This is a genomic window from Proteiniclasticum sp. (assembly GCF_003514505.1).
In the GTDB taxonomy this organism is placed as follows: Bacteria; Bacillota; Clostridia; order Clostridiales; family Clostridiaceae; genus Proteiniclasticum.
Map to the genome: position 1 here is coordinate 1 of NZ_DOPX01000030.1, position 26,263 is coordinate 26,263.

A 26,263-nucleotide genomic window follows, 5' to 3' on the forward strand; every position below is an offset into this window, starting at 1 on the left:
ACAAGACTAACTTCCACTTCATTATTTTTCTTTCTTCCAACCGGAAGTTAGTTTTAAAATTAAGGATTCAAGAAATGATTCAAGAAATTGTGAACAAGTTGTTGACATCTTATTCTAAGGGTGTTAGAATAACCAATGTAGCCTGTTTGAGGCGCTATAAGGTTTAGGGGTATAGTTCAATGGCAGAGCAACGGTCTCCAAAACCGTAAATCTAGGTTCGAATCCTAGTACCCCTGCCATGATGAATCGGTCTAGTACGATGTACTAGGCTGTTTTCTTTTTTTACGGAGATTCTTAAGGATCTCCTTTTTTGTTTTCCTGAAAAAAACACCTGTAATATTAAGGATTACAGAATATATTGGGGTTATTCTATAAAAATCTTAATATATTCTGTTTTATTTATGTTTATGTTAGTTACATATCATAAATCGGTGAAAAGTTCATATAAAATGAGATAAACACAGGAAAACATAGGTAAACTCCAGTATCTTCAAAAAGACATGGAATACGGCTTTGATTTTGGATGTGACTCATACTAAAATACATAGATGGGTTCTGAGCCAATATATGGCACTAAAATGATTGAGAATTAAAGGAGTTTTCTATGATTAGCTTAAGACAGGATATTTTTATGGAGGATGCTTTGAAAATCGCTGATTGGCTGGAAGATCAGGATATCATCGCACACCTTAATGAGGATACCCAAATGAGCAGGCAGATTCGCTCATTGGTGGAAACATCAAGAATGCCTCTGTATAACCAGGTTTTTAACCAGAAAGGTCTATTTTACCTGATTTGTCTACAAGATGAATCCATTGGCTATGTGACCTTCATTCCCAAACCCAATGGGCATGAAATCGTCATAACCATCGGCGAAAAAGAACTTTGGGGTAAAGGCTACGGAAAATCAGCATTAAAGAAAGCACTCTGTGAAGCATTCTTTTCACTTCGCACAAAAAAAGTAAATGCAAAGATCAAACAACTCAATAAGCGCTCGCTATCTCTCTTTGAACATTTCGGATTTGAAGGAGATATGGTAAAGCAAGATCTGTATCTGCTCAGCATGGATTTTGATACTTTTCTGAAGAAAGCGGCTTAAAGAGGTTTAGCTTACCGGTGAGATTTCTTAGTTCTCGCTGGTAGGCTGTTTTTCTTTTCAAGTTTCTTTTCCTGCGTTATAATGTAGAGATGTAAATTAGAATAGGAAACAAGGTGAGAAGATGAGTACATTTATCAAAAAATCATCCTCTGTGAAAGAAACCATGGAACTGGGACGAAAGCTGGGAGAAAGTTTGGAAAAAGGAACCACGGTCTGTCTGACAGGAGATTTAGGAACTGGGAAAACACATTTTGCCAAAGGTCTGGCAGAAGGATTAGGAGTCAAAGAGAACATCACATCCCCCACTTTCACCATAGTCAATGAGTATCATTCAGGAAGAGTGCCGCTGTATCACTTTGATGTGTATCGTGTGCATGACCCGGATGAAGTGCTTCAGGTTGGATTTGAAGAATATGTATATGGAAATGGCGTTGCTCTGATCGAATGGGCAGACCTCATTGAATCCATATTGCCGGATCAGTTCCTTCAGGTGAAGATAGAGAAAACAGATGTGGAGGATGAAAGAAAGATTACCTTTCATGAAGTCGGCAAAGCCTATCCGTTTTTGGAGGTGCTTATATGAATATTTTAAGTATCGATACATCTTCCAGCAACTGTACAGCAGCAGTGGTAAGAGATTACGAAACTTTAGGGGAAATCAGCATTAATTTCAATTTGCAGCATTCGGTTCTTCTGATGCCTCTGGTGGAAGAGCTTTTAGAGAAGCTCAACATGGCTCCAGCTGAGCTTTCTGCCATAACCGTATCTGTAGGCCCTGGTTCTTTTACCGGGCTTAGAATCGGCCTAGCGGCTGCGAAGGGCATGGCATTGGCTTTAGATATTCCTATCTATGCATCGGATTCTCTGGCGGTTTTGGCATATGGAGCATTCGGGTATCAGGGACTGATAATCCCTATGGTTGATGCATTGAGAAATGGCTATTATACTGGAATCTACACGTTTATCCAAGGTAAGCTTGTGACCCTAATGGAGCCTGCGATATTAACGCTGGATGAAGTCATGGAAAAAGTTTCCAATGAATCAAGAGAAATCATGATCATGGGAGATATTTTATCCAAAATATCCGCTGAGGAGCTTCAGTCAAGAAACAATATTATCCTTGCCCCTCAGAACCTGAACATTCCGAAAGCGTCCACCCTCCCCTATCTTCTTCGTGAAAGAATTGAGAATGAGGAGAAAGAGGATATTTACTCTTTGGTGCCACTGTATATGAGAAAAAGCCAAGCTGAATACGAGTATGAGAAAAAACAAGGAAGGCTCCTTTAATGGAAAGAATTATCATCAAAGAATTTGAGCCCAGCCATGTGGATGAGGTCTATGAGATTTCGAAAGAAGCATTCCCCCTCCCCTGGGCGAAAGAAGAACTGATAAGAGAGATTGTGAATCCCCATGCGCTGAATCTTGTGGCGCTGCTTGGGGATGAGGTTGTGGGATATGTTCAGTGCTGGTATACATTCGAAGATGCGGATATTATAAATATCGCTGTGAAAAACAAGCATCAGAGGCTTGGCATCGGAAAAACAGTGCTGAGTGAACTGATCCGGCAGCTGAAAGCGAAGGGCATACAGAATGTGTTTCTCGAAGTGAGGGTGTCGAATCTTCCAGCTCAGAAACTATATAAATCCTTTGGCTTTATTACGCTCACAAAAAGAGAACGTTATTACATCAATGGAGAAGACGCTCTTGTGATGAATCTTCAAATCTGATGGCGGATTACAAGAGATAGTATTATATAAAATGTGAAAGCCTCTCTGCAAACTGCAGAGAGGCTTATATATTGTATTAACTTGCTTTATGAAGCTTCTTGTACCTTTCCTGGAAGATTGCTTCACGGTTGATCAGAGAAGCTACCCTATCATAGAAGAGAATACCTACACCAGAGATGATGGCACCCTTAATGAAATTGAAGGCTGGGATTCCATAAAACATATAGGAACGGAATGCTTCAGGTTCCATACCACCTGGGAAAAACATTGGAATGAGGATAAAATAATTCGCAAGCATGGCCAAAGGAATCATAAGGACAGATCCTAAGAAAGCGCCAAGGATTGCTCCTTTTCTTGTCTTCATCTTCTTGAAAACTAAGGATGCGAAGAATACATAAGAACCAACAACAATGATGTTAGCCAGCTGTCCTACACCGCCGGTGGTGCTTCCCTGAATGACGATAACAAGGACATTTTTCAGTATTTCGACACCAACACCCACCAGAGGACCAAAGGCGAATCCTGCCAAAAGTACAGGAACAGCAGATAAGTCTACTTTAAGCCAAGGAAAAGCAGGAAGTACAGGAAACTCGAAATAAGTGAGGATGAATCCCAGCGTCATAAGAAGTGCAGCTTTGACAACGATGTTGGTTTTTTTTGATACGTTTACCATGTGTAAACCCTCCTAAAGATTATTTGCAACCTCCAGAAGATTGTTTACGTAAAAAAGCCTTGATTCCATATAAATATAGAAATCAAGGCGTGAACGCAAAAACAATCATTCTTCTTCCATCCAGACTTTAACTGTCGGCTTCGGAGTTACACCGAATCAACCTTGCGGTTCGTGGGCTATACCACCGGTGGGGACTTACACCCCGCCCTGAAGATGCTATTTAATTTACAATATGAGAATACCACGTTGTTAGAAAAGTGTCAATAGGAACCAACCTGTGGTATAATGAAATGGTAATTTAGCAATAAATCATCAATTCATCTGTCAATTTTTTCGATCAAAGGTGGAATATGAAATGAATGTCCAAGTAACCCATGAACTTTTACAGGAAGCGTATGAACTCGAAAAGACTTTTACCCTCTCCTATCCCTTTGGGATTTATAAGGATTCCCTTTATTCTACCACATATGATGAGCTGACAAAGTGGCTCCGAAAAACCATCTCCTATCTGAAAAATCATCATATGGAGTATGAATCTCTATCGTTATACCACTACCTCAACAGTTTCCGAGGAAAGCTTGGAAACATTGATCAGCATGAATTTAAAAAGATATTGTCCGTCCTGGAACAGTATTTTCTTCACAACTAGATAGAGAAACAAAATGGACACAGAGGCTCTGTGTCCATTTTGTTTTATCACTGCTTCAAGTTTTTTTGATCTTTATTGAGACCCTTCATGGTCAGACTGATTCTGCTTCTTTTTTTATCCACTGAAAGCACCTTCACTTCTACGACATCTCCAGAACGCACGAATTCCAATGGGTTTCTGACGTACCGGTCGGACAGTTCACTTTTATGGACCAACCCATCCTGATGAACACCGATGTCAATGAAGGCTCCGAATTCAGCCACATTTCGAACGACTCCAGTTAGGATCATGCCTTCCTCCAGATCTTTCAGATCCATGACCCCTTTTCTGAAGACTGGTTTTGGTAAATCTTCTCTAGGATCTCTACCTGGTTTTTTCAGCTCTTTCAGAATATCCTTTACAGTAGGCTCTCCCAAGGAGGAAATCTCGCAAAGCTTGGAAAGTCCGAAAACCTTGGCCCTTTCTTCAATATCCAGAAGTCCTTCTTCGCTTAATTTCTTCTTATTGTACCCAAGGGTTTCTAAGATTGTATAAGCTGCGCTGTAGGACTCTGGATGTACACCAGTGTTATCAAGGAAATCCTTGCCTTCACGGATTCTCAAAAATCCTGCACATTGCTCAAAAGCTTTATCTCCAAGTCTTTTCACTTTTTTCAGTTCTTTTCGGGAAGAGAATTTCCCAGATTCATCCCGATAGGCAACAATATTCTCAGCGATGGTTTTATTGATGCCTGCCACATAGGCCAGAAGAGATGGAGTTGCCACATTGAGGTCTACTCCAACTGCATTTACTGTATCTTCTACGACGCCCATGAGTGAAGAATCCAGCTTTTTCTTCCCAATATCGTGTTGGTACTGACCGACACCAATGGATTTTGGATCAATCTTCACCAATTCTGCCAAAGGATCCTGCAGTCTTCTTGCAATGGAGATTGCACCTCTGATGGTGACATCCAGATCTGGATACTCATCCCCCGCCAGCTTGGATGCGCTGTACACAGATGCACCAGCTTCATTGGTGATGACATAGGAAACATCGATATTCTCCTTTTTCAGCTCTTCTATCAGTTCCATTAAAACCAGCTCAGACTCTCGAGAAGCTGTTCCGTTTCCTAAGGAGATGATCTTAACATTATATTTCCGGATAAGCCTTTTCAGCACGTTTTTTGTGCCCTCAATATCTTTTCTGGGTACTGTGGGGTATACCGTCGCATGGTCCAGATACTTTCCGGTGTCATCCAGAACAGCCACTTTACAGCCGGTTCTGAATCCTGGATCAAACCCCAGGACACTGTATCCTTTTACCGGAGGCTGAAGCAAGAGGGATTTCAGATTCTCTTTAAAAACGATGATCGAGGAATCTTCTGCTCTTTCGGTCAGGGTATTGCGGAGTTCCCTTTCCAGTGAGGGCAGGATCAGTCTTTTGAAGGAGTCTTCAGAAGCATCCTTCAGCAGTCCGTTGCAGTCCGGATTCTTCGTGATATAGCGTGCGGTCATCGCCTGCAGGGCTCGAACTTCATCGACAGTGATACTGACTTTCAGAATACCTTCTTTTTCGCCACGGTTGATCGCAAGTGTACGGTGACTGGGCATGCGAAGCGCAGGCTCCTTATGGTCATAATACATCTCATAGGGCGTATTTTCCTGATCTCCGCTGGTTTTTATTTCGGCGGATCTCACAACGATGCTGCGCAGCTGTCCTTTCAGATCCGCATCCTCAGAGAACTCTTCAGCGAGAATATCCAGGGCGTACTTCAGTGCCTCTTCTGCTGTTTCTACGTCTTCTGTGACAAATTCAGCAGCTTTTTTCTTTGGGTTTTCCCCGCCGGAACGGATATAGTCCGCCAATGGGGAGAGCCCCTTTTCCCGGGCGATGGTGCCCCTTGTCCTCTTCTTTGGGCGGAACGGCAGGTAGATGTCGTCAAGTCTTGTGACTGTTTCTGCCTTTTCAATCTCTTTTTCCAGCTCTTCTGTGAGCTGTCCCTGCTCTGTCAGAAGCCTCTTGATATCTTCTTTTTTCTGAAGAAGCCCTCTCAAGTATTCCAGTCGTTCTGAAACAGAACGGATCATATGATCCTCCAAGGAGCCTGTGGCTTCTTTTCTGTATCTTGCGATAAAGGGAATGGTTGCGCCTTCATCGAGAAGTTTTACAGTTCCCTCCACCTGATCCTTTCGGATACTCAGCTCTCGTGCAATTTTTTCTATTATATCCATTCTACTTACTCCTACTCTGCCCGAAGGCTTCCGTTACTCATACTCTTGAGATAGGCGCTGATGAACCTGTCCAGGTCCCCGTCCATCACAGCATCCACATTGGCGTCCTCTTCCAGTGTTCTGTGGTCCTTCACCAGATTATAAGGATTGAAAACATAGCTTCGGATCTGGCTTCCCCAGCCCATATCTTTCATTTCACCTGTAATATCTTCTATTTTTTCTTTGTGGAATCTTTCTTTCAGCTCTACCAGTTTTGCCTTCAGCATTTTCATGGCTGTTTCTTTGTTCTGAATCTGGCTTCTTTCATTTTGGCAGGTGACGACAATTCCTGTGGGGAGGTGCGTGATTCGAACAGCAGAATCCGTGGTGTTTACATGCTGTCCTCCAGCACCGGTACTTCTGTAGGTGTCAATTCTAAGTTCATCATCTTTAATCACCACTTCACTGTCATCTTTGAGAAGAGGCACCGCTTCTACAGAGGCAAAACTTGTCTGCCTTTTGCCGGAGGCGTTGAATGGAGAGATTCGAACCAGTCTGTGGATTCCTTTTTCCGCTTTCAGATAGCCATAGGCATAAGGACCGGTGATCTTGAGAGAAGCGTCTCTGATGCCAGCTTCATCTCCATCCTGGAGAGAAAGAAGTTCCACCGAAAATCCTTTCTTTTCTGCCCATCGGGTATACATACGAAGCAGCATGGAAGTCCAATCCTGTGCGTCGGTACCTCCCACGCCGCTTTTCAAAGTCAGAATTACATCGTTGTTGTCGTATTCACCGGATAGAAGAACTTTCAGATGCATGGCTTCTACGCCTTTTTTCAAATCTTTTACTTCTCCCAGGAAGAGGGTCTGCATTTCTTCGTCTTCATCGGTGAGTTCCACCATATCCAAAGCATCCTCCACTCTGGAGCGAAGCTCTGAATATTCTTTGATCGTAGATTCTATGGATTTCTCTTCTTGTGTCACTTGTTTGGCTTCTTCCAGATTGTTCCAGAAAGAACCTTCCTGCATTTTAAAAATCAGTTCTTCTCGACGTCTGGACAGTGCATCGATGTCAAAGAGACACCCGGATTTCTTCCAGTGATTCTTTGAAACTCTTCAGTTCCGTTACCGCTTCCTGTATTTTTGGCAACATAGATCTCACTCCTTCGCATCTTTTATTTTTGACTTTAAAATAGACTTGGTTGCCCAAGTCTATTTACAGCTTTTATTGGCCAAGACCATGACAGTTCTTGTATTTTTTACCGCTTCCACAAGGACAAGGAGAATTTCTTCCTACTCGTGTATCCTTTTTAACAGGCTGTTTTTTCAATGTATTATCCTGATTGGTGGAAGTTTCCTTCGCTACCTGTTCGCGTTCGATGGGCTCTTCCTTACGTACTGTGATTTTTAAGATGTATTTGATGGTATCAAAGTTGATGGAACGAATCATTTCGTCAAACATCTCAGAACCTTCAAACTGATAAGCCTGAACAGGATCCTGCTGCTTGTATGCTCTTAATCCGATACCACGTTTCAGATGATCCATATTGTTGATATGTTCCATCCACTTGGTGTCTACCACCTTCAAGAGGATCACGCGTTCAATCTCACGGATCTGCTCACCGATTTCAGATTCTTTTGACTCATGGATGGATACACCGATATCATAGAGCATTTCTTCGATCTCATTGTTCTTCATGTCACGCAGCTGGTCTACAGTGATGCTGTTGTGTGGAACAAATGCATCTTCCATATAGGTGATGAGGTTCTTTAGCGCTTCTTCTTTGTCCATACCATTGGATAAATGAAGATCTACTGCTGTGGAAACCACATTCTGGAGCATTGCACGGACATTCTCTTTAAGGTCCTTGCCCTCCAGCACCATCTGACGCTGACCATAGATGACTTCTCTTTGCATATTCATGACATCATCGTAGCCAAGAAGAGTTTTTCTAGTGTCGAAGTTATTTCCTTCGACTTTCTTCTGTGCGTTTTCGATGGATTTTGTCACCATTTTAGATTCAATAGCATCTTCACCAAGACCGATGTTGTCTATCATACCGAAGAGTTTTTCTGATCCGAAGATTCTCATGAGATCATCTTCCAGGGACAGGTAGAATCTGGACTCACCAGGATCTCCCTGACGTCCGGAACGTCCCCTAAGCTGGTTGTCGATACGTCTGGACTCATGCCGCTCTGTACCAATGATCTTCAGACCACCTAGATCCACCACGCCTTCGCCCAGTTTGATGTCAGTACCTCTACCGGCCATATTGGTGGCAATGGTGATAGACCCAGGCTCACCTGCGCGGGCTACGATTTCAGCTTCCTTCTCATGATACTTTGCATTCAGCACTTCATGAGGTACACCGTTCTTTTTAAGAAGCGCAGAGAGATATTCTGACTTCTCGATGGAAGTTGTTCCAACGAGCACAGGCTGTCTACGGCTGTAAGCTTCTTTGATTTCCTGAACGACGGCTTTATATTTTGCCTGGACCGTTCTATAAATAAGGTCAGGCTGATCCATTCTGCGGATTTCCTTATTGGTTGGAATGACCACAACGTCAAGACCATAGGTATGTCTGAACTCGTTCTCCTCTGTCTGTGCTGTACCGGTCATACCGGAAAGCTTTTTGTACATTCTGAAGTAGTTCTGATAAGTGATGGTGGCAAGTGTTTTGGACTCTCTCTCCACTTTAACGCCTTCTTTGGCTTCAATGGCCTGATGGAGACCATCAGAGTATCGTCGTCCTTCCATGAGACGTCCGGTGAATTCATCGACAATAACAACTTCTCCGTCCTTCACCATGTAATCCTTATCTACTTTAAATAGATAGTTGGCTTTTAAAGCCTGAGTCACATGATGCTGAAGTTCCATATTTTTAGGCTCTGCATAGTTTTCCAGATGGAAAACAGACTCGGCCTCCTTAATACCTTCCTCAGTGAGCACTACGGACTTTGCTTTCTCATCGACAGTGAAGTGTTCTTCTTTTTTGAGACGCTTCACAAAGAAATCTGCCACTTTATAGAATTCTGTAGATTTATCTCCCTGGCCAGAAATGATCAGAGGTGTTCTTGCTTCGTCGATGAGAATGGAGTCCACTTCGTCGACAATGGCAAAATTCAGTTCACGTTGCACGCGTCTTTCTTTATAGACCACCATGTTGTCTCTCAGATAATCAAAACCAAACTCATTGTTGGTTCCATAGGTGATGTCTGAAGCATAGGCTTCTTTTCTCTGCTCGTTGGTCAGGCCATGCAGAATTACGCCACAGGTGAGTCCTAGAAACTCATAGACCTGTCCCATCCAGTCCCTATCTCTGGAGGCCAGATAATCGTTGACGGTAACCACATGGACACCGTTTCCGGACAATGCGTTGAGATAGGAAGGTAGTGTTGCTACCAGAGTCTTACCTTCACCAGTTTTCATTTCCGCGATTCGTCCTTGGTGGAGAATAAGTCCACCTATGATCTGGACACGGAAATGCTTCATGTTGAGCACTCTGTAAGACGCCTCGCGCACGGTAGCAAAAGCTTCAGGAAGAATATCATCCAGTGTTTCTCCGTTGGCCAGTCTTTTTTTGAATTCTTCCGTTTTCCCTCTTAATTCTTCGTCGGTGAGTTTTTGAAACTCTTCATCCAGGGCTTCCACCTGATCCACAATTGGCAGGATCCGTTTTACTTCCCTTTCACTATAGGTTCCAAAAACCTTATCAAATAATCCCATTTTTTCAACTCCACATTCATATTTCAATGACTCGATTAATGCTTCACCAGACCTGAGCTTTTCAATTTACTGAAAAGATAGAATGGCACAAATAATATTATAGCACTTATCCACAAAATATATCAATATATTAGGATCGGCCTAATTTTCATCCTATTTAGTTTACAACGCAAACATTAAACATACATTAACACGGAATGAACTATTTTTCATTCAAAGACACTTAAAAATGGAGCACTTTCGTGCTCCATTCCAAATTCCTATATTGTTTTTATTCCTCTTCTCTTTCAAGAAGCCCGTAATTTCCATCCTTTCTCTTGTAGACCACACTGGTTTCTCCATCTTCATCTTCAAATACATAGAAGTTGTGGCCAAGAAGTTCCATTTGAAGCACAGCTTCTTCTTTAGACATAGGCTTCATGGATATTTTTTTTGTTCTTACAATCTTTGGTGCATCCTCTTCCTCTTTTTCTTCTGCTCTTGTAAAGGCAGTTTCATTGAATCTGACGGAAGTGTCTCCAGCCTTTCTCTCAATTTTTGTCTTATATTTTCTGATCTGTCTTTCCAGCTTATCCTGCACCAGATCAATGGATTTGTACATGTCATCACTTGATTCTTCAGCTCTCAGCAGTACATTTCCGAAGGGGATGGTCACTTCAAAGGTTTGATCCATCTTAGTGACACTAAGAGTAGCTCTAGCCTCCACAGGCTGATTGAAGTACTTGTCTAGCCTGTTCAGTTTGTTTTCTACGGCCTCCTTTAATCCATCTGTTAATGTGATGTTTCTTGCATAAATGTAAGTCTTCATACATTTGGCCCCCTTGTTGATTACTGTTTGATGTTACTTATATTTTAATCGAAAAACCGCATTTTATCAAGCTTTTTACGCTCTTTGACGAAATTTTCAATCAATTGCAATTGTGAATAATCCAACATAATTACAAGATATTCACAGATTCTAGATTAGGGATAAATTTACGTGCATCTTCGATGGTTTCCAGAATACGGAAAATATATCCGCTTTCCTGTGCAGTCAGATGCTTTTTCCGGGTAAGAATGTCTATGGACTCTGGTGTGGATACTGTTTTTTCAAACCACATGACGAGAATCCCTTCTGCGTTGTAGAGGACTTTGGAAGTGTTTCTGAACAGTCTGTTCATGCCCACACCACGCCAACGGAAGGTTCTGTTTTTTTCGTCAGGAATCTCAAATCCTTTTTTTACTTTCATTTTACCGTTTTTTCGGTATTCAACCTGTTCCTTCAGAACCAGATCCTCTCCTTTGTGCATCAGTTCAAAGTCAAAGGAGATGGTATCGATGCTTCCCTTCTTCCATAAAGGACACCCAGAATACTGGAGGAACCAGCGTCCTTCCATTTTTTGCATTTCTCGGTCTATCATCAGCAAAAACTCCTTCCATCCTTTTTCTTATTGTAGCGGATAAAGACAACGAGGATTTAGACAATATCTGAATAATGTATTAATAGTTTACCATTATTTTGCGTGTCAAACTACATTTTGATATAATTAGAATCATTCAAATCAAACATGAAAGGAGCCTTTAATATGGATACGGGAACCCTAAGACTCTTATTTCTTCTTATTCTCCTGTTTCTTGCCGGAGGAATCTACAGCTTTGTCAGTTCTATTTTTACAAAAAACAAATGGGTTCGTTTTCTTCCAACGCTCCTCAGTCTTCTTCTGATTCCTTATCTTTTATATCAGACGTATTTTGGAAACTTGGAAGGCTTTATGCCACTGGCCTATCTGCTGTTTGTCTTTATGTTGGCTGCAGTAGTTTTTGGAAACCTTGTGGGGAATCTTATTTTTAGAAAACTTCCAGATAAACGAACCCGATCATAAGTTGAAAAAAACCAGAGTTCCGGCTGATGTAAGCCAGAACTCTGGTTTTTTATGTGTTCTTCCAGTGGATGGTCAGAATAACTGTGCCACGAGCTCCCTCTTTGATATCTGCGCTGTATCCAAGCTCTTTGAGCTTCGATGTCAGCGGTTTTCGGAGATCCTCCGGAACATCATCTGCTTCAAAAAAGAAAACTTCTTTTTCTTTGCCCAGAAAGGCAGAACGATTTACCTGCTTTTTGATTTTTTGCAGAACCTCTTCTAATTTTTTGCTTTCATCAGAATAGGGTCTTATAAAAATTTCCAATTTCCCATTTGATAAGTCTTCTGGAAGATCTGGCAGAAGTTTTTTTAATTGGTCTCCATCTATTATGTCACGATACATATGCATTCTCCTTCTCCAAGACTTCAGAAGTGACAAGGTGTGCTTATAGAGAATTCACAATAGAAACACTTGCTGAAAGGCCCAATCTGGAAGCTCCATTTTCAATCATGGCCATGGCATCTTCCAGAGTTCTGATGCCTCCTGATGCTTTCACGCCCATTTCTGGACCTACAGTTTTTCTCATCAGAGCGATATCTTCCTTAGTGGCACCTGATTTTGAGAATCCTGTAGAGGTCTTTACGTAATCAGCACCGGCTGCCTTGGCAAGTTCGCATGCTTTCACTTTCTCCTCGTCGGTAAGCAAACAGCTTTCAATGATTACTTTGGTCAGTACTCCACCAGCTGCAAGGACCACTGCACGAATATCTTCGAGAACATAGTCATAATCCTTATCTTTCAGTTTTCCAATATTGATGACCATATCCACTTCTTCCGCACCTAAAAACACGGCTTCCTTTGTCTCAAAGCTTTTGGCTTCTGTGGTCATCTGACCCAGGGGGAATCCAACCACAGTACAGATTTTTGTGTCAGAGTCTTTCAACAGTTCCTTCGCTTTTTCAATGTTGCATGGATTGACACATACACTGAAAAACTTGTATTCTTTAGCTTCCTCACAAAGCTTGATGAGCTCTGCTTCAGTACCTTCCGGTTTCAATAATGTATGGTCAATATGCTTTGCCAATGTCAGTTTATCCATAGTAAATAACCTCCTAGTTCTAATCACACTTATTTTATCACAGAATCCCTTCTTCCTCCTAGTCTCCTTGTACAAAATAACTGGGCAGATCTATGAATCGGAGAAAGAACTGTAAGTTCGAAGACAGAGCATTAGGTGTATACGGCTCTCAAACACAGATAACTTCTCGTGCTCAGGAACATTCGGATAATTCCTTGAAAACACAAGGAATTTCCCGTATACTTTTTTAGGGTTTATGTTATAATATAGTGTAGCAATCATAGGATAAAGGAGTTTAACAATGGGGTTTAGAGATAAATTACAAAAGTACTATGCGGACAATTATATGAAGAAATATGGAGACAGAATTACACAGGCCTATGGAAGTGTTCTGTCTGTGAAAGTGGAAGAGAAAAAATACCTTTGGCTGTTTAATGTCTTAACTGCAACCATCATCATCAAGCCAGACGGTTCTAAGAATGTTGTGAGAAGTGTTTACAAAGCGAAAAGATGGTTCAAGAAACCGGACTTTATCAACGTATCACAAGGTCATGTGATTCTGATTCAAGCCCTGAAGGGTAAAAAAGGATCTGAGAACAGTGAGGTTCTGGAAATCAAAAATATCCGTAACGTGACAACCAGAAAGGACCTATTCAAGATTGATGCACCAATGCCTAAGAAACAGGTACAGTATAAAAGAAAATAAGGTTTTAAAGTCTGCTACAATTGCTGTTGCAGACTTCTTTTCTACTCTGTGCTGTAGAGCATCTTTTTACATAAAATACAATCCATCAGGAGGTTACCATGAAAGATATCGTTTATATCACAGGTCACAGAAATCCAGATTCTGATTCCATCTGTGCGGCACTTGCCTATGCGGAATTTAAGAATAAAACTGGCAATTTCCAGTATGTTCCTGTACGACTTGGAGACATCAACAGAGAAACCTATTTTATTCTAGCCTATTTTGGCGTAGAACCACCACAATACATTGAGAATGTAAGACTGCAGGTCAGTGACCTGAACATTGATAAAATTGCACCCATATCATCAGACATCACGTTGAAGATGGCATGGAACATAATGCGGATGAACAATATCAAAAGTCTTCCAGTGGTAGATGAGAATGAGACGCTAAATGGCGTAGTTTCTGTTTCCAATGTCACGGAAAGCTATATGGATGTTTGGGATAATATGATTCTTGGAAAATCCAAGGTCACCGTAAACAATCTTCTGGATACCCTGACCGGACAGATTATTCATCTGGATAAAGACAGAAAGCATTATTATGGTAAAATATTCGCTTTATCAGCTTCTCCTGAAGATGTGCAGAGGACTCTGGAAGAAGGCGACATCGTCATTACAGGAAACCGTAGAGAATCTTTGGAAGTCGCCATACAGAAAAGAGTGTCCCTGATCATTGTCACTGGTTCCGGCGAAGTGGAAGAATCTCTTATCGAACAAGCGAGTGAGAATAGAGTAACCATTTTATCCACACCATATGACACATACACCACTTCAAGACTCATCACTCAGGCGGTTCCCGTAAGCTATGTGATGAGCCGTGAGGACATCATATACTTCTCTTCTGATGACTACATCGGAGACATCAGAAACACCATGGCAGAGACTAGGTTCAGAAGTTATCCTGTGGTCAATGAAGAAAGTAAAGTCATTGGTACCATCAGCCGATATCATCTTATTTCTGGCAAAAAGAAGAAAGTGATTCTAGTGGACCATAATGAAAAAGGCCAGTCCGTGGAAGGTCTTAATGAGGCTGAAATACTTGAAATCATCGATCATCATCGGGTGGCAGACGTGGCGACCACCTCTCCTATTTTCTTCCGTAATGAACCCGTAGGAAGCACCTCAACCATCGTTGCCAATATCTTTTTTGAAAATGGCATCAGACCTTCCAAGAAGACCGCAGGCCTTCTTGCTGGAGCAATCATCTCTGACACACTGCTTTTTAAGTCCCCTACTTCCACCAACGTGGATAAGTTGACCTTGGAAAGACTGGCTCAGATTGCAGATATTGACGTCGAGGAATTTGCGCTGGAGATGTTTAAGTATGGTACTTCGCTGGCTGGAAAGACCCCGGAGGAGATTCTGAAGCAGGACTTTAAAATCTTTACTTACGACAGCAGTCGGATCGGTGTTTCTCAGGTATATACCATGGATGCTGAGTCACTGAATGATCTCAAAGGTGATATCATAGAAGCTATGGAAGAAATGACCAGTGATTTTGGTTTCAGCCTTCAAGTGCTGATTGTAACAGATATCTACAAGGAAGGTTCAGAACTGATTGTTGTTGGAAAGCAGAAGGATATTATCAACAAGGCTTTTGGCGTAAACATGAAAGAAAACTCTGTATATATCCCAGGGATCCTGTCCAGAAAGAAGCAGGTTATACCACCCATTTCTTCTGTCATCAACCGGTAGTTCCCTATAGGTATTTTTAAGTTTTTATGATAGAATAAGCTGATTATTAATTTTTTGGAGGAAATCTATGACACATATACACGATGAAAACGGAAGCTGCTGCGGTGGACATGACCACGAAGACAAGGAATGCTGTGGAGGCCATGACCACAATCATGACCACGGTTCCTGCTGTGGAGGTCATGATCATGACCACGAACACCATCACACCCCAGTAGTTACTTTTGAAAACGAAGACGGCACCACGGAAGATCATCCAATCGTGGATGAGTTCGAACTGGATGGCAATGTCTATGTACTTGTTATGAATCAGGATGAAACAGTAACTCCTCTTCGCGTGGAAGGCGAAGAAGGTGATCTGGTGTTCCTGGATGAAGAAGAGTTCAACAAGGTATCAGAGGCTTACGCAGAAATGGTAGAAGCTGAAGAGGATGAAGAGCCGCTTCAGTAAGATAACTGAACAAACTGAAGAAAACCTTGGGAAGAGATTCTCAAGGTTTTACTGTTAGGAGGAATTCTATGAAACTGGCACTTTTTGATGTGGATTTTACATTGACGGGAAAAGAGACACTTATCGCTTTTTATGCCTATCTGACAAAGAAAAACCCCGCCCTTCTTTTGCATCTTCCAAAGGCGATTCTCAGTGGTTTCCTGTTCAAGGTGGGTGTTCAGAAAGAAAAGGCAACGAAAGAAATGTTTCTGACTTTCTTGAAGAATACCTCTAAGGAAGAACTGGAAACACTGGTGGAGGGGTTTCTTGAAGAATCTCTAAGAGGCTTCCTCTATGAGGATGGACTTATTAAAGTTCAGGAACTGAAAGAAAAGGGATATACCATCGTATTGACCTCAGCATCACCTGAATTCTACATTCTGAAACTGAAGGATATGTTTGATGCGGATTATGTTATGGGCACAAGATTCGAAGTGAAAGATGGACACTTCACGGGAAAAATGATCGGAGAAAATAATAAAGGGATAGAAAAAGTGAGAAGACTTTATGAAATGATCCCTGAGCATCAGATTGAATGGAAAGAATCTTATATGTTCTCAGATTCCCTAAGTGATGATCCCCTTTTGAAGCTTGTGGGGAAACCCTATCTCATCAACTGCAAAAAGAAAAATCCTAAATATCCTGTGCTTTATTGGAGGTAAGATATGGAGAATATACGTGGTGCTTTTGCATTGAAAAATCATGAATTTATAAAAGCTGATGAATTTCACTATGTGCTCGAAAAAGACAATGTATATGAGGTGATCCGGATCATTCAGGGAGTCCCCTTGTTTCTTGAAGAGCATTTGGAAAGAATGGAAGCATCGATAAATCTGTTAAATATGCCCTACACATTCAGTCAGTTAGAAATCAAAAGGCTGATGGAAGATCTTTGTCATAAGAATGACTTTACAAAAGGCAACATCAAACTGGTGGTGAATGGTGAAAAGATACCTGCCCTTTATCTGTATTTCATTCCCCACAGCTATCCTGACGCATTCCTTTATGCGGAAGGCATCCGAACAAAGACGATTTTCCTTGAAAGAAGCAATCCCAATGCCAAAGTTGTGCGACTGTCCTACAAAGAGAAAGTAACCTCCTTCATCGAGGAGCACCAGATTTATGAAGCGCTACTTGTGAATAGAGATGGAGAGATCACAGAAGGATCCAAGTCCAATGTGTTTTTTGTTCTGGACGGGACTCTCTTTACACCACCTCTGAAGGATGTGCTGGGCGGGGTGACTCGGAAGAGAATTTTACAGATTGCTGAGGAGCTCTCTCTCCCTGTAAAAGAGGAACCTGTAACACTGTCAGATCTTTCCTGGATGGAGGCAGCTTTTATCAGTGGCACCTCACCCAAAATACTGCCCATTTCAAAAATAGATGAAAAGGAACTTTCCTCCACTTCACACCCTATGGTCCTAAAACTTTTGAATGCTTATAATGATAGAATACAGGATTATATTACTAGTCATCTGTAGTCTACTCCTAGCATATTTTGAATTAAGTTTAATATATTTAATGTTTCAATAGAATTATTCAGAAAATCAAAATAAAAAACGACGGATCCAAAATCCGTCGTTTTACTTTTTATTCTTCTACCAGCAGTTCAGGTTCCAACAAATCGTCTTCAATGAACTCCCCATACTCATTGACAAATGAGTCAATCTCATTTTTATGGTCGGTTACGGTCTTGTAGATCAATGCTCCTGCTGCCATGGAAAGAATCGAAATCACAAGCGCTTTGCATACTTTCATTGTTGCTCAACCTCCTTCTTGTTGTTCGCATATTTCCTTTATAGTATACCACAATTTGAATATAACATGAAGAAAAGCTTTTGAACTGGCGAGGTCACGAGTCTTTAAAAAAATCTTAATTCGCTCTTTTAGTTTAATTTCTTTAAATCTACTTCAAAACTTCGTGGTAAGATTCCCTATGAGGTGAAACAGATGCATACTATACTCATTGCAGGAATGGAAGACAGAGCTATGTTACATGAGGTGGCATCCGCGAATCAGCAGCTTCATGTGATTCTTCCAGAGTCGCAGGAAGACTTCATAGAAGCTTGGAACAAACCACTTGATTTGATGATACTCCCCTCTTCAATATACAAGAGGTATCAGAAGGAAATTGATCTGCTGATTGAAAAGCAGCATAGCATAAAGTTCTTTTTAGTACTCAGTAATTTGACACCTATGGATTTTCATCATAAGGATTTGCTTCTGAAGAAGTATTTTCCGATGAAAGTGAAATCCATGGACAGAACTCTGGTGGACAGAATACTGAATTTCGCGGAAGAAATGGATAACGGCTGTATCTGTGAGGACTTGGTCTTGAATTATAGGGAAAGAACCATCAGTGTTCAGCATGAGGTTTTGCCGCTGACACCATTGGAGTTTGATTTATTTCTATTTTTAAGGCTTCATGAGAAGACAACACTGACCAGGGATGAACTGATAAAAGCTGTATGGGGATATAATTTTCTGGGAGATTCCAGAACCATTGATACCCATATCAAATCACTCCGAAGAAAACTCGGTAAATACAGGTGTCTTATTAAAACCATATGGGGCAAAGGCTACCAGATGGACCTGAACGGAATCTCTTCTTTCTTATCCTTTTAGAAGGAGTGTGCAGCAAAACTGCACACTCCTTCTTATTTTTTATAAATTGCAAAGTGTTTGTAGAAAACAACTTTCAGATCTGTGTATTCAACCTGATGACCTTTCTGAAGCAGCGCATCTCGTATTGGACGTAGTTTATCGGTCTTCAAGTCTCTGATGGTGGAAAGGATCTCTTCTTCCAGCTCCTTTTTAAAAAGATCATCCAGCCTTACTTCCTTCCCAGCCTTATGTTCTTTGAGAAGCCTGTCTACCACGGTTCCAGGCACGATGGATAAAAGGCTTGCAATCTCCTCAATGGAAGCACCCTTCTGATAGAGATAGAATGTATCGTATTCTTTAAAAAGCTGTTCTCCTTCAAATTCCTCAGGAGATTTCAAAAGATCCGTGGTCAGCGCATGTTCTTTGACGAACTTATGGATTTCTTCCAAAAAGAAATGCCCATATTTTGCTGTTTTCACTCTCCCTACGCCTCGAACCTCGGAGAATTCCTCTAGATTGAGCGGCATTTTCCGTACAATGTCTTTCAGATTCTCATCATGAAAAATAATATAAGGTGCAATGCCGATGTTTCTGGACAGCTCTTTTCTCAAATCTTTCAGCCTTTTAAACAGTTCTTCCTGGTACCCTATACGGTCCTGTCTGGCTGATTCTAGAGGATAAAGCTCCATTTCCTTCATGAGCTCCTGTCCCCTCTCTGTCAGCGCTCCCTTCGACAGATAGCCTTCTTTTAGGAACAGATTCCAGTACGCAGTAAAATCGTCGGTGCTGAAGTGTCTCAATATGCCATAATAAGAAAGCTGTGATACATCATCTTTCATCTGTGGGTTTGACTCACCAAGAAGAAACTGCCTGATGGAATCTGGATTCATATCATAGTCTAAATGATGAATTGCCAACATGATCTTCCTGTTGAAATCTGAAAGATCTATTTTACCAAGCTTTACACAGGAAGAGCAGTTGCCACAGTACGTTGTTTTCGAAGCTGTCCCTTTTCCTTTAAAGTAATTCAGAATAAAACTTCGAAGACATTGGGTGGTTTTTCCGTACTCATTCATCCATTTAAGTTTTTCAAGTTCGATGATCTTCCGGTCTTCTGATCTTGCGGAGGAGGCAATGAGCTGTGACTGACGGTAATAATCCTTTGGGCGGTAGAGAAGAATGCACTCGCTGAACCCTTGATCTCGTCCCGCACGGCCGGCTTCCTGGTAATAAGATTCAATATTTTTGGGGATGCCAAGATGAATGACATAACGGACGTTGGATTTATCAATACCCATACCAAAGGCATTGGTTGCTACAACAATCTGAATTCTGTCATAGGAGAAAGCCTCTTGTACAGATTTCCGGTCTTCATCATCCATACCCCCATGATATAGACCTGTTTTATATCCCCTATGACGGAGATATGATTCTACAGCTTCTGTTTCTTTTCTTCTCTGACAGTAAATGATCCCCTGTTCTAGAGGTCTTTTCTCAATCTCCCGAAGAAGATCCTGCTGTTCATGTTCCATGGAGATGACTTCAAAGTAGAGATTTTCACGATTCAGATCACCCATCACTGTAACTGGACTTTTTAACTTCAGCAGGTACAGAATGTCATTTTGGACCATCGCTGTGGCTGTGGCGGTGAATGCCGTCAGCACAGGCCGAGGGTGCAATGTTTCTATAAACTGATGGATGTCCAGATAGGAAGGCCTGAAATCATGTCCCCAGACGCTGATGCAGTGGGCTTCATCCACCGCCACCTGAGCTGGCTGGATATCCCGTAAAAGATCGGTAAATCTCTTTAACTTCAACGACTCTGGAGAGACATAAATCAGTTTGTATTTTCCTTTTCGGATGTTCCGTTTTCGTTCATTGGACTCTTCCAAGGATAAGGAGGAATTGATATAGGTTGCAGCAATGCCTCGATCCTCTAGAGCATCCACCTGATCCTTCATAAGAGAGATCAAAGGAGAAATCACTACAGTAGGCCGCTTGAAGAGAAGAGCCGGAATCTGATAACATAGAGATTTTCCGTATCCCGTGGGAAGCACCCCCAGCACATCCTTACCGGATAAAATCTCTTGGATCAGTATCAGCTGTTCTTTTTTATATGAGGGCAATGCGAAATATTTATTCAGTGCTTCTTGTGGTGTAATGGAAATCGCACCTCCTTCCAAAGTTATTCACTTTCCATTATAGCAAAAGCTGTGTGGAGCCACACAGCTTTTAATGACTATTTCAGAAGCATTCTGATGATTTTTTCTTTGTAGCCGGTCATAGGAGGCTCATTGATACTCATACTGAGGCGGCTGCTGGATTTCAGCACAGCCTTTTTATGTGTGAACGTATAGAAGGAGTATTTTCCGTGATAGTTCCCCATACCCGATGGACCAACACCACCAAAAGGAAGATGAGGAGTGGCGATGTGGAATAAAACATCATTGATGCATCCTCCACCAAAGGACATGCGTTCCAGAATCTTTTCCGCCAGTGGCTTATCCTCTGTGAAGAGATAGAAAGCCAGAGGTTTACCCAGAGGTTTTATGCTCTCCAATGCTTCATTGATATCCTCGTAGACGATGATGGGGAGTATTGGCCCAAAGATTTCCTCTTTCATGGCCTCCATGGACATGCTGTCATGAAGAAGTACTGTGGGTTCCATATAGTTTTCCAGTGTATCGGTTTTCCCGCCCAGAATGATATAGTCCTGATCTTTTGATAGAATCTCCTGGAGACGCTTTAAAGCATGTTTATTAATGATACGGGAATAGTCCTTTGACTTTTGTGGATCCTCCCCATAAAACTTCAACAGGGTCTTTCTGACTTCCAGGAGAAAAGGTTTCAGCACCTCTTTGTGCACCAGAACATAGTCTGGTGCGATACAGGTCTGGCCTGCATTGATAAATTTACCGAATACAATTTTTTTGGCTGCATTTTTGACGTCAGCGCGCTTCATGACAAGAGCGGGACTCTTGCCACCCAGCTCAAGAGTCACCGGAGTCAGATTCTTGGCTGCATTTTCCATAATAGCTTTTCCTGTGGAAGTGCTTCCCGTGAAGAAAATATAGTCAAAATCTGATGTGGTGAGGTTCGTTACTGTTTCTTTGGAGCCCGTTACGACACGGACGATTCCACTAGGGAATGCTTCCCGGATGATTTTCTCCAGTAGTTCTTCTGTGTAAACAGCCTGTTCAGATGGTTTTACAACAGCTACATTTCCAGCAGCGATGGCTCCAATGAGAGGCTCCATCAGCAGCTGGAATGGATAGTTAAAGGCAGAGATGATCAGCACAACTCCATAGGGCTCCCGATAGATGTAACCGTCTGAAAAAATGGTGGCCACATGTTTTTTTGCCTTTCTGGCTTTCGCATAGGACTCTAGATTGTTCATCATATGATCGATACTGGAATATAATATTCCAATTTCAGTGAGAAAGGCTTCTGTGGAGGATTTTCCCAAGTCGCTATAAAGAGCTGTCTCAATCTCTTTTTCGTATTTCCTGATGACATGTTTCAGTCTTTGCAGGAGTCTTTTCCGATAGGTCAGATTTTTCAAAACACCTTTCCCATAAATATGTTTCATTTCCGCCAGAAGTGTCTCCACTTCTGATTTTGTCCATTCCTTGTATCCTTCTGATTTCATCTAATGTGTTGCTCCTCTTCTGCTGTTTTCTATCTTTTCCGAAGCCTTTCTGCCTGCTATATTAAGTGAGTCCCAAACGCTGTTCAGCGGAGGAATATATCCAAAATCCATATATTCCAGATCCTGTACAGTGAGACCTGCATATACAGAGGCTACAAGAGCCTGGATCCGTAGTGCGCTGCCCTCTCTGCCAAAGACCTGTCCCCCCAGTATTTTGCCTGAATTGCGGTCATAAGTGATCTTTACGAAGAACTCTGTGCCTCCTGGATAATATCCGGATTTATTTCTTGTTCTGACCATTACGCTGTCAAAGGGAAGCCCGAGTTCTCCAGCCCGCTGATCGGTCAGTCCGGTCATGGCCATTTCAAATTCAAAGACTTTCAGCATGGCACTTCCTTGGACACCTTTAAAGCTAGGTTCTTTTCCAGCAATGGAAAGACCGATGAGACGGCCCATCTTATTTGCATTGGTTCCCAATGGAAGATATGTGTTCTCGCCACTCATATGGTCATAGATCAGCGCACAGTCTCCTCCTGCGTAGACATCTCCGATGGAGGTTCTTCCGTAGCGGTCTGTTACAATTGCGCCTTTTTCCATGTGAAGACCTTTCCCCTTGAGAAAAGCTGTATTAGGAGTAAGACCAATGCTTTCAATGACAAGTTCCGCGTCATAGGTTCTCTGATCCGTGATAACAGCTTTCACAAATCCTTTCTCATTTGCTTCTGCCCCAGTAACTTCTTCACGGGTATGAATCTTATGTCCCTCCCCCCTCAGTTCTTTCAAAAGAAGATCCGAAAACTCCTCATCATACCGGTTCAGAATTCTTGGCAGAAACTCTACTACCTGGGTATCTACAGCAAGCAGGGTCAGGGTCTCCAGAAGTTCAATACCTTTATTTCCACCGCCGATGATTACTGCTTTTTCTGGTTTTGCTTCTTCTATGTACTTTTTGATATGGTTGGCATCTTCTAAAGTGTTCAGTGGAAAGACACCTTTCATCCCACGGAAAAAGGGCAGCTGCTTCGCATTTGCTCCCGTTGCAATCACGAGCTTGTCATAGGGAAGTGTCAGGTTCTCTTGTAGAGAAAGATTTCGGACAGTAACTTCCTTCCGGTCAAAGTCCACATCTATGACTTCATGTCGAAGCTTCAAATCAAACCCATCTTGAAGAACTTCAGCTGCATTTTTGGCAATGAGCTTTTCTTCTTTTTCAATGAGTCCTTCAATATAGTACGGAAATCCACAAGCGCCGTAGGAAATATCTTCGCCTCTCTCCAGGATTGTGATCTTTGAAGAAGGCAGGTTTTTTCTGATGCTGTAAGCCGCGGTTAGGCCTGTAGCCACCCCGCCAATAATTACGATATTCATAGAATAGAGAGACATCTTCCTTCTTATAGGGAGGAAGAATACTCTTTGCACCACCTTTCGTACAGTCATTGTTTTTGAAATTCATTTCACGGAGGGTTATACCCACCTATGTTTTTGTGAACCCTTTCGATACCCTTTCTTCTATATTAGTACATTCTGACTCAATTTGGTTGAACATTATTTTAACAATTATTCTCACAGGCTCTTAAACGGAAGTTCTCTGTTTACTTTTAAGGAGAACATGTTAAAATACTCTTAGTCAGTATTTCATTTTGAAAACTGAACTTAATTCAAAAACCACAACGGTTCCGAATTATATCCCATCATAGGAATAAGAACGGAGGAAACAACATGCAAAAACAAAGATCAGCCACACGATTTCAGGCAAGACAGCTTGCCATCATCGGCCTGCTTTCAGGAATATCGATTTTCCTGTCAGTGACCCCTTTGGGATTTATCCCAATTCCCCCCATCAATCCAACGATCATGCATATTCCGGTCATCATAGGAGCCATCATTGAAGGGCCTCTGGTCGGTGCTTTTGTTGGAGGGATCTTCGGTGTATCCAGTATGATACGTGCATTTATGACCCCAACCCCAACAAATTTCATTTTTTGGAACCCGATTATTTCAGTGGGTGTCAGAATTATGATTGGCGTTGTATCCGGTTATGTGTACAGAATGCTGAAGAATAGAAAAAGCGGTGTTGCCGTATCAGCTTTGCTGGGAACTTTGACCAATACGGTTGGTGTTTTAGGTCTGGCTTATCTGTTCTATCTGTCACGGTATGCTTCAGCCCTTGGTATTTCTGAATCTGCTGCAACAGCAGCCCTGCTGGGTATTGCAGGAACAAATGGGATTCCGGAGGCGATTGTATCGGCTATGATCGTAGTACCAGTGGTAGCAGCCTATCATAAAATAAAAAAATAAATTCTACGTTTAAAAGGAGATGGGATTCACCCCATCTCCTTTCCTTTTCAGTACAGTTTAGATTGGAAGTCTAGAGCCTCTTGTACTCCACGTGCTCTTCCAGTACTTCTTCATCTGCATAGAGGTAGTCCTCATCCAGTACCAGATCTGTATCCACTTCCACAGTTTCTTCACCCTCACCAAGGAAGAGTACAGAATGGGAAAGGCTAAGGTCGTCAAAGAAGAGAATGCCCTGCTTTTTGCCCATGTTTTTCTTTACAAAAAGCTTTCCGGTATAGGTTTCACCTGGTTTCACCACGACTCTTCCAAGAGTAGTGCCTTCTGCATGTTTTGGCACAAGATAGACAGATCTCTTCATCAGATCATAGAGCTGAAGCTGCATCGGATTGAAGGTATAGTCTTCTTCTCCTTTATTATGGATGGTTACTTTATATTCCACCAAATCTTTCAGATCCACAGGAGGCTTTTCAGCTGTCAGTTTTTCTTTTGCAGCTTCTGCCAGATGCTTGGCTTTTTCTTTCAAGCCCTCTCCTTCTTCTTTTGCTGTGTCTAATACTTCTTGAGCGCCAAAGGGAGCATCCACAAATTCATCTTCTGTAGGAACGAATTCATCATCCTCGCCCGTTGCCAGATCATTTTTCATAAACCCGTCGGTCTGGTCCAAGGTTTCTTCAGCTTTTTCTTCCAGTTCGTCTGCACCTTTGGCCATCTGAGTTTTCAGGTGCTCAAATTTCTTTTTGGCCTCTTCTTTCTTTTCGGAGAACTCTTCCTTCAGCTCTTCCGCTTTAATTTCTGCTTCCAGTTTCAGCTCTTCTGCTTTTTCTTTCACGTTCGGTGCTATGGTATCATCCACTTTGGATTTCATGGCATCAATCTTATCTTCAGCAAGGTCTTTGATCTCCACATATTTATCCTTGGCTTCCATGCTGCCAAGCTTCGTCTGAAGTCTTCCCTCTTCAATCTTCGCTTTGATTTTATCTTTCACCGCAGCGGTTTTATCAAAGAATGCCTTTTTAAGTCCCAGGTCAGCCAGGGGCTCTCCTGGTTCATCCGGATTGAAGGTTTCCCCTGCAGATGGTGCGGAGACATTGACCACAAGATTTCCTACAGCTGCATTGGTACCCATTTTATAGATTTTGTCCGGAAGAAGCTTTACTGGTGTACTCAAATCATCCGTTTCTGTATCCAGCTGTGAAAGATCCAGCTCAGCCCACCGTGTGAGTTTTTCTGAATACTCTTCTTTCAGATTCTCGTTGCGGATCTTATTCTTTTTGTATAGTGCATAAGCCGCTGCCGCCGCTGCAGCGACCGCTACTCCAGCCACAATTTTACCTGTGTTTTTTTTCTCTGTTTTTGAACTGACCATGGAGTTCACCTCTTTCTTTTTGTCGGAAATCAAATCAACAGTTTCTGTTTTCAGATCCTCTTTCTTGTCAAAAATAGTTTGGGCGCTCTGCACACCTTTATCCATCATGCTGCTTAGAGATTCTTTCCACTCTGATGTAGCTTCTTTTACCTTAGGAAGTACATCCTTAGCGATATCTTCTCCTTTTTTCATCAGTTCCTCACTCTTTTTTACTACTTTATCCATTTCGAATTTCATACCAGTTCCTCCAATCTCTTGATTTTCAAGTCTTGAGATAATTATACCTACAATACTCTAAATATTCAGTAATCCTATTAATTGTTAATACACTTTTTACACCACGGTCACGGATATCATAATATATGCGATTTTCCAGGTAAAAGCCCCGATGTCTTCTGTTCTGAGGGTTAAATTCAAAAGTAACTTCC

Annotated in this window: 26 protein-coding genes, 1 tRNA gene and 1 riboswitch; of the genes, 14 read left to right on the plus strand and 13 right to left on the minus strand. The window is 41.8% G+C overall.

Translation table 11 applies throughout. From position 1 onward, the window contains the following. Window positions 1-165: 165 nt before the first annotated feature. From DEF30_RS10410 to rimI, 5 genes are all read left to right on the plus strand, one after another. Window positions 166-239 (plus strand) — tRNA-Trp (locus tag DEF30_RS10410). A 365-nt stretch (window positions 240-604) separates the two neighbouring features. Next, window positions 605-1,099 (plus strand): GNAT family N-acetyltransferase, encoded by a 495-nt coding sequence (locus tag DEF30_RS10415; protein WP_294099063.1) that lies wholly within the window; start codon window positions 605-607, stop codon window positions 1,097-1,099. A 121-nt stretch (window positions 1,100-1,220) separates the two neighbouring features. Next, on the plus strand, window positions 1,221-1,682 hold the full coding sequence (gene tsaE, locus DEF30_RS10420; RefSeq protein ID WP_294099066.1) for a tRNA (adenosine(37)-N6)-threonylcarbamoyltransferase complex ATPase subunit type 1 TsaE: 462 nt from the start codon (window positions 1,221-1,223) through the stop codon (window positions 1,680-1,682). After that, window positions 1,679-2,386, plus strand: a complete 708-nt coding sequence (gene tsaB / locus DEF30_RS10425) for a tRNA (adenosine(37)-N6)-threonylcarbamoyltransferase complex dimerization subunit type 1 TsaB (protein ID WP_294099069.1) — start codon at window positions 1,679-1,681, stop codon at window positions 2,384-2,386. Before tsaE ends, tsaB begins: the two co-directional genes overlap by 4 nt. After that, a complete protein-coding gene (gene rimI / locus DEF30_RS10430) occupies window positions 2,386-2,826 on the plus strand; it encodes a ribosomal protein S18-alanine N-acetyltransferase (protein ID WP_294099071.1) in 441 nt (146 codons plus the stop codon). Before tsaB ends, rimI begins: the two co-directional genes overlap by 1 nt. A 76-nt stretch (window positions 2,827-2,902) precedes the next feature. Here rimI and DEF30_RS10435 read toward each other — a convergent pair whose 3' ends face one another. After that, complete coding sequence (locus tag DEF30_RS10435; protein WP_074909131.1) at window positions 2,903-3,499, minus strand: ECF transporter S component; 597 nt, start codon at window positions 3,497-3,499, stop codon at window positions 2,903-2,905. 104 nt (window positions 3,500-3,603) lie between these two features. Beyond that, a riboswitch (FMN riboswitch) is annotated at window positions 3,604-3,718 on the minus strand. A gap of 136 nt (window positions 3,719-3,854) precedes the next feature. On the opposite strand from DEF30_RS10435, the gene DEF30_RS10440 reads away from it, so the two are divergent. Then, window positions 3,855-4,148, plus strand: a complete 294-nt coding sequence (locus tag DEF30_RS10440; RefSeq protein WP_074909128.1) for a hypothetical protein — start codon at window positions 3,855-3,857, stop codon at window positions 4,146-4,148. Between the two features lie 47 nt (window positions 4,149-4,195). Here the strand turns inward: DEF30_RS10440 and DEF30_RS10445 are convergent, their stop codons facing one another. The 5 genes from DEF30_RS10445 to DEF30_RS10465 form a co-directional block, all read right to left on the minus strand. Then, window positions 4,196-6,361, minus strand: a complete 2,166-nt coding sequence (locus tag DEF30_RS10445) for a Tex family protein (protein ID WP_294099080.1) — start codon at window positions 6,359-6,361, stop codon at window positions 4,196-4,198. Window positions 6,362-6,372: 11 nt separating this feature from the next. Continuing rightward, window positions 6,373-7,492, minus strand: a protein-coding gene (prfB, locus tag DEF30_RS10450) for a peptide chain release factor 2 (RefSeq protein WP_294099081.1) whose coding sequence is annotated in 2 segments (ribosomal slippage) — window positions 6,373-7,413 and window positions 7,415-7,492 — 1,119 coding nt in all. Because the reading frame shifts where the segments join, the coding sequence is not laid out codon by codon here. 72 nt (window positions 7,493-7,564) lie between these two features. Continuing rightward, window positions 7,565-10,066: a preprotein translocase subunit SecA gene (gene secA, locus DEF30_RS10455; RefSeq protein ID WP_294099083.1), complete on the minus strand. Its 2,502-nt coding sequence runs from the start codon at window positions 10,064-10,066 to the stop codon at window positions 7,565-7,567. A 271-nt stretch (window positions 10,067-10,337) separates the two neighbouring features. Then, on the minus strand, window positions 10,338-10,874 hold the full coding sequence (gene raiA, locus DEF30_RS10460; protein ID WP_074909118.1) for a ribosome-associated translation inhibitor RaiA: 537 nt from the start codon (window positions 10,872-10,874) through the stop codon (window positions 10,338-10,340). A gap of 130 nt (window positions 10,875-11,004) precedes the next feature. Beyond that, the gene (locus DEF30_RS10465; protein ID WP_294099087.1) at window positions 11,005-11,466 is read right to left on the minus strand and encodes a hypothetical protein; all 462 of its coding nucleotides are present in this window, start codon (window positions 11,464-11,466) and stop codon (window positions 11,005-11,007) included. A 165-nt stretch (window positions 11,467-11,631) separates the two neighbouring features. Between DEF30_RS10465 and DEF30_RS10470 the strand changes: the two genes are divergently transcribed. After that, the gene (locus tag DEF30_RS10470; RefSeq protein WP_294099089.1) at window positions 11,632-11,928 is read left to right on the plus strand and encodes a hypothetical protein; all 297 of its coding nucleotides are present in this window, start codon (window positions 11,632-11,634) and stop codon (window positions 11,926-11,928) included. Window positions 11,929-11,977: 49 nt separating this feature from the next. Here the strand turns inward: DEF30_RS10470 and DEF30_RS10475 are convergent, their stop codons facing one another. Further along, the gene (locus DEF30_RS10475; RefSeq protein WP_294099090.1) at window positions 11,978-12,310 is read right to left on the minus strand and encodes a hypothetical protein; all 333 of its coding nucleotides are present in this window, start codon (window positions 12,308-12,310) and stop codon (window positions 11,978-11,980) included. A gap of 43 nt (window positions 12,311-12,353) precedes the next feature. After that, window positions 12,354-13,007: a deoxyribose-phosphate aldolase gene (deoC, locus tag DEF30_RS10480; protein WP_294099092.1), complete on the minus strand. Its 654-nt coding sequence runs from the start codon at window positions 13,005-13,007 to the stop codon at window positions 12,354-12,356. Between the two features lie 280 nt (window positions 13,008-13,287). On the opposite strand from deoC, the gene DEF30_RS10485 reads away from it, so the two are divergent. The 5 genes from DEF30_RS10485 to DEF30_RS10505 all read left to right on the plus strand — a co-directional run bounded on the left by DEF30_RS10485 (window position 13,288) and on the right by DEF30_RS10505 (window position 17,399). Beyond that, complete coding sequence (locus tag DEF30_RS10485; RefSeq protein WP_074909101.1) at window positions 13,288-13,692, plus strand: hypothetical protein; 405 nt, start codon at window positions 13,288-13,290, stop codon at window positions 13,690-13,692. A 98-nt stretch (window positions 13,693-13,790) separates the two neighbouring features. Further along, window positions 13,791-15,428 carry a putative manganese-dependent inorganic diphosphatase gene (locus DEF30_RS10490; protein WP_294099097.1) on the plus strand — a complete coding sequence of 546 codons (1,638 nt, stop codon included), beginning with the start codon at window positions 13,791-13,793 and terminating at the stop codon, window positions 15,426-15,428. 67 nt (window positions 15,429-15,495) lie between these two features. Next, window positions 15,496-15,879 (plus strand): DUF1292 domain-containing protein, encoded by a 384-nt coding sequence (locus DEF30_RS10495; protein WP_294099101.1) that lies wholly within the window; start codon window positions 15,496-15,498, stop codon window positions 15,877-15,879. A gap of 68 nt (window positions 15,880-15,947) precedes the next feature. Further along, complete coding sequence (locus DEF30_RS10500) at window positions 15,948-16,580, plus strand: HAD-IB family hydrolase (protein WP_294099103.1); 633 nt, start codon at window positions 15,948-15,950, stop codon at window positions 16,578-16,580. A gap of 3 nt (window positions 16,581-16,583) precedes the next feature. After that, a complete protein-coding gene (locus DEF30_RS10505) occupies window positions 16,584-17,399 on the plus strand; it encodes an aminotransferase class IV (protein WP_294099106.1) in 816 nt (271 codons plus the stop codon). Between the two features lie 109 nt (window positions 17,400-17,508). Here DEF30_RS10505 and DEF30_RS10510 read toward each other — a convergent pair whose 3' ends face one another. Further along, complete coding sequence (locus DEF30_RS10510; protein ID WP_294099108.1) at window positions 17,509-17,676, minus strand: hypothetical protein; 168 nt, start codon at window positions 17,674-17,676, stop codon at window positions 17,509-17,511. 192 nt (window positions 17,677-17,868) lie between these two features. On the opposite strand from DEF30_RS10510, the gene DEF30_RS10515 reads away from it, so the two are divergent. Beyond that, window positions 17,869-18,543, plus strand: a complete 675-nt coding sequence (locus DEF30_RS10515; protein ID WP_294099111.1) for a winged helix-turn-helix domain-containing protein — start codon at window positions 17,869-17,871, stop codon at window positions 18,541-18,543. Between the two features lie 32 nt (window positions 18,544-18,575). On the opposite strand, the gene DEF30_RS10520 is transcribed toward DEF30_RS10515, so the two are convergent. From DEF30_RS10520 to DEF30_RS10530, 3 genes are read right to left on the minus strand one after another with little or no spacing between them, the layout of a single operon-like run. After that, entirely contained in the window at window positions 18,576-20,705 is a 2,130-nt protein-coding gene (locus DEF30_RS10520; RefSeq protein ID WP_294099113.1) for an ATP-dependent DNA helicase RecQ, read from the minus strand. Between the two features lie 56 nt (window positions 20,706-20,761). Continuing rightward, a complete protein-coding gene (locus DEF30_RS10525; protein ID WP_294099115.1) occupies window positions 20,762-22,171 on the minus strand; it encodes an aldehyde dehydrogenase family protein in 1,410 nt (469 codons plus the stop codon). After that, window positions 22,172-23,539 (minus strand): FAD-dependent oxidoreductase, encoded by a 1,368-nt coding sequence (locus tag DEF30_RS10530; RefSeq protein WP_294099117.1) that lies wholly within the window; start codon window positions 23,537-23,539, stop codon window positions 22,172-22,174. Between the two features lie 351 nt (window positions 23,540-23,890). Here DEF30_RS10530 and DEF30_RS10535 point away from each other — a divergent pair, with 351 nt between their 5' ends. Next, window positions 23,891-24,469, plus strand: coding sequence for an ECF transporter S component (locus DEF30_RS10535; protein WP_294099119.1), 579 nt, complete (start codon window positions 23,891-23,893; stop codon window positions 24,467-24,469). A 70-nt stretch (window positions 24,470-24,539) separates the two neighbouring features. On the opposite strand, the gene DEF30_RS10540 is transcribed toward DEF30_RS10535, so the two are convergent. Further along, complete coding sequence (locus tag DEF30_RS10540; protein WP_294099120.1) at window positions 24,540-26,072, minus strand: hypothetical protein; 1,533 nt, start codon at window positions 26,070-26,072, stop codon at window positions 24,540-24,542. Window positions 26,073-26,263: the final 191 nt, after the last annotated feature.

Excerpts from the sequence above, each read along its gene's own strand:
- DEF30_RS10535 (WP_294099119.1), top strand. The coding sequence starts at position 23,891 with ATGCAAAAACAAAGATCAGCCACACGATTTCAGGCAAGACAGCTTGCC.
- DEF30_RS10490 (WP_294099097.1), top strand. The coding sequence starts at position 13,791 with ATGAAAGATATCGTTTATATCACAGGTCACAGAAATCCAGATTCTGAT.
- DEF30_RS10440 (WP_074909128.1), top strand. The coding sequence starts at position 3,855 with ATGAATGTCCAAGTAACCCATGAACTTTTACAGGAAGCGTATGAACTC.
- secA (WP_294099083.1), bottom strand. The coding sequence starts at position 10,066 with ATGGGATTATTTGATAAGGTTTTTGGAACCTATAGTGAAAGGGAAGTA.
- DEF30_RS10470 (WP_294099089.1), top strand. The coding sequence starts at position 11,632 with ATGGATACGGGAACCCTAAGACTCTTATTTCTTCTTATTCTCCTGTTT.
- DEF30_RS10495 (WP_294099101.1), top strand. The coding sequence starts at position 15,496 with ATGACACATATACACGATGAAAACGGAAGCTGCTGCGGTGGACATGAC.
- DEF30_RS10500 (WP_294099103.1), top strand. The coding sequence starts at position 15,948 with ATGAAACTGGCACTTTTTGATGTGGATTTTACATTGACGGGAAAAGAG.
- DEF30_RS10510 (WP_294099108.1), bottom strand. The coding sequence starts at position 17,676 with ATGAAAGTATGCAAAGCGCTTGTGATTTCGATTCTTTCCATGGCAGCA.
- DEF30_RS10530 (WP_294099117.1), bottom strand. The coding sequence starts at position 23,539 with ATGAATATCGTAATTATTGGCGGGGTGGCTACAGGCCTAACCGCGGCT.
- DEF30_RS10515 (WP_294099111.1), top strand. The coding sequence starts at position 17,869 with ATGCATACTATACTCATTGCAGGAATGGAAGACAGAGCTATGTTACAT.
- deoC (WP_294099092.1), bottom strand. The coding sequence starts at position 13,007 with ATGGATAAACTGACATTGGCAAAGCATATTGACCATACATTATTGAAA.
- DEF30_RS10415 (WP_294099063.1), top strand. The coding sequence starts at position 605 with ATGATTAGCTTAAGACAGGATATTTTTATGGAGGATGCTTTGAAAATC.
- DEF30_RS10475 (WP_294099090.1), bottom strand. The coding sequence starts at position 12,310 with ATGTATCGTGACATAATAGATGGAGACCAATTAAAAAAACTTCTGCCA.
- DEF30_RS10465 (WP_294099087.1), bottom strand. The coding sequence starts at position 11,466 with ATGATAGACCGAGAAATGCAAAAAATGGAAGGACGCTGGTTCCTCCAG.
- DEF30_RS10445 (WP_294099080.1), bottom strand. The coding sequence starts at position 6,361 with ATGGATATAATAGAAAAAATTGCACGAGAGCTGAGTATCCGAAAGGAT.
- DEF30_RS10540 (WP_294099120.1), bottom strand. The coding sequence starts at position 26,072 with ATGAAATTCGAAATGGATAAAGTAGTAAAAAAGAGTGAGGAACTGATG.
- DEF30_RS10525 (WP_294099115.1), bottom strand. The coding sequence starts at position 22,171 with ATGAAATCAGAAGGATACAAGGAATGGACAAAATCAGAAGTGGAGACA.
- tsaB (WP_294099069.1), top strand. The coding sequence starts at position 1,679 with ATGAATATTTTAAGTATCGATACATCTTCCAGCAACTGTACAGCAGCA.
- raiA (WP_074909118.1), bottom strand. The coding sequence starts at position 10,874 with ATGAAGACTTACATTTATGCAAGAAACATCACATTAACAGATGGATTA.
- DEF30_RS10485 (WP_074909101.1), top strand. The coding sequence starts at position 13,288 with ATGGGGTTTAGAGATAAATTACAAAAGTACTATGCGGACAATTATATG.
- rimI (WP_294099071.1), top strand. The coding sequence starts at position 2,386 with ATGGAAAGAATTATCATCAAAGAATTTGAGCCCAGCCATGTGGATGAG.
- tsaE (WP_294099066.1), top strand. The coding sequence starts at position 1,221 with ATGAGTACATTTATCAAAAAATCATCCTCTGTGAAAGAAACCATGGAA.
- DEF30_RS10505 (WP_294099106.1), top strand. The coding sequence starts at position 16,584 with ATGGAGAATATACGTGGTGCTTTTGCATTGAAAAATCATGAATTTATA.
- DEF30_RS10435 (WP_074909131.1), bottom strand. The coding sequence starts at position 3,499 with ATGGTAAACGTATCAAAAAAAACCAACATCGTTGTCAAAGCTGCACTT.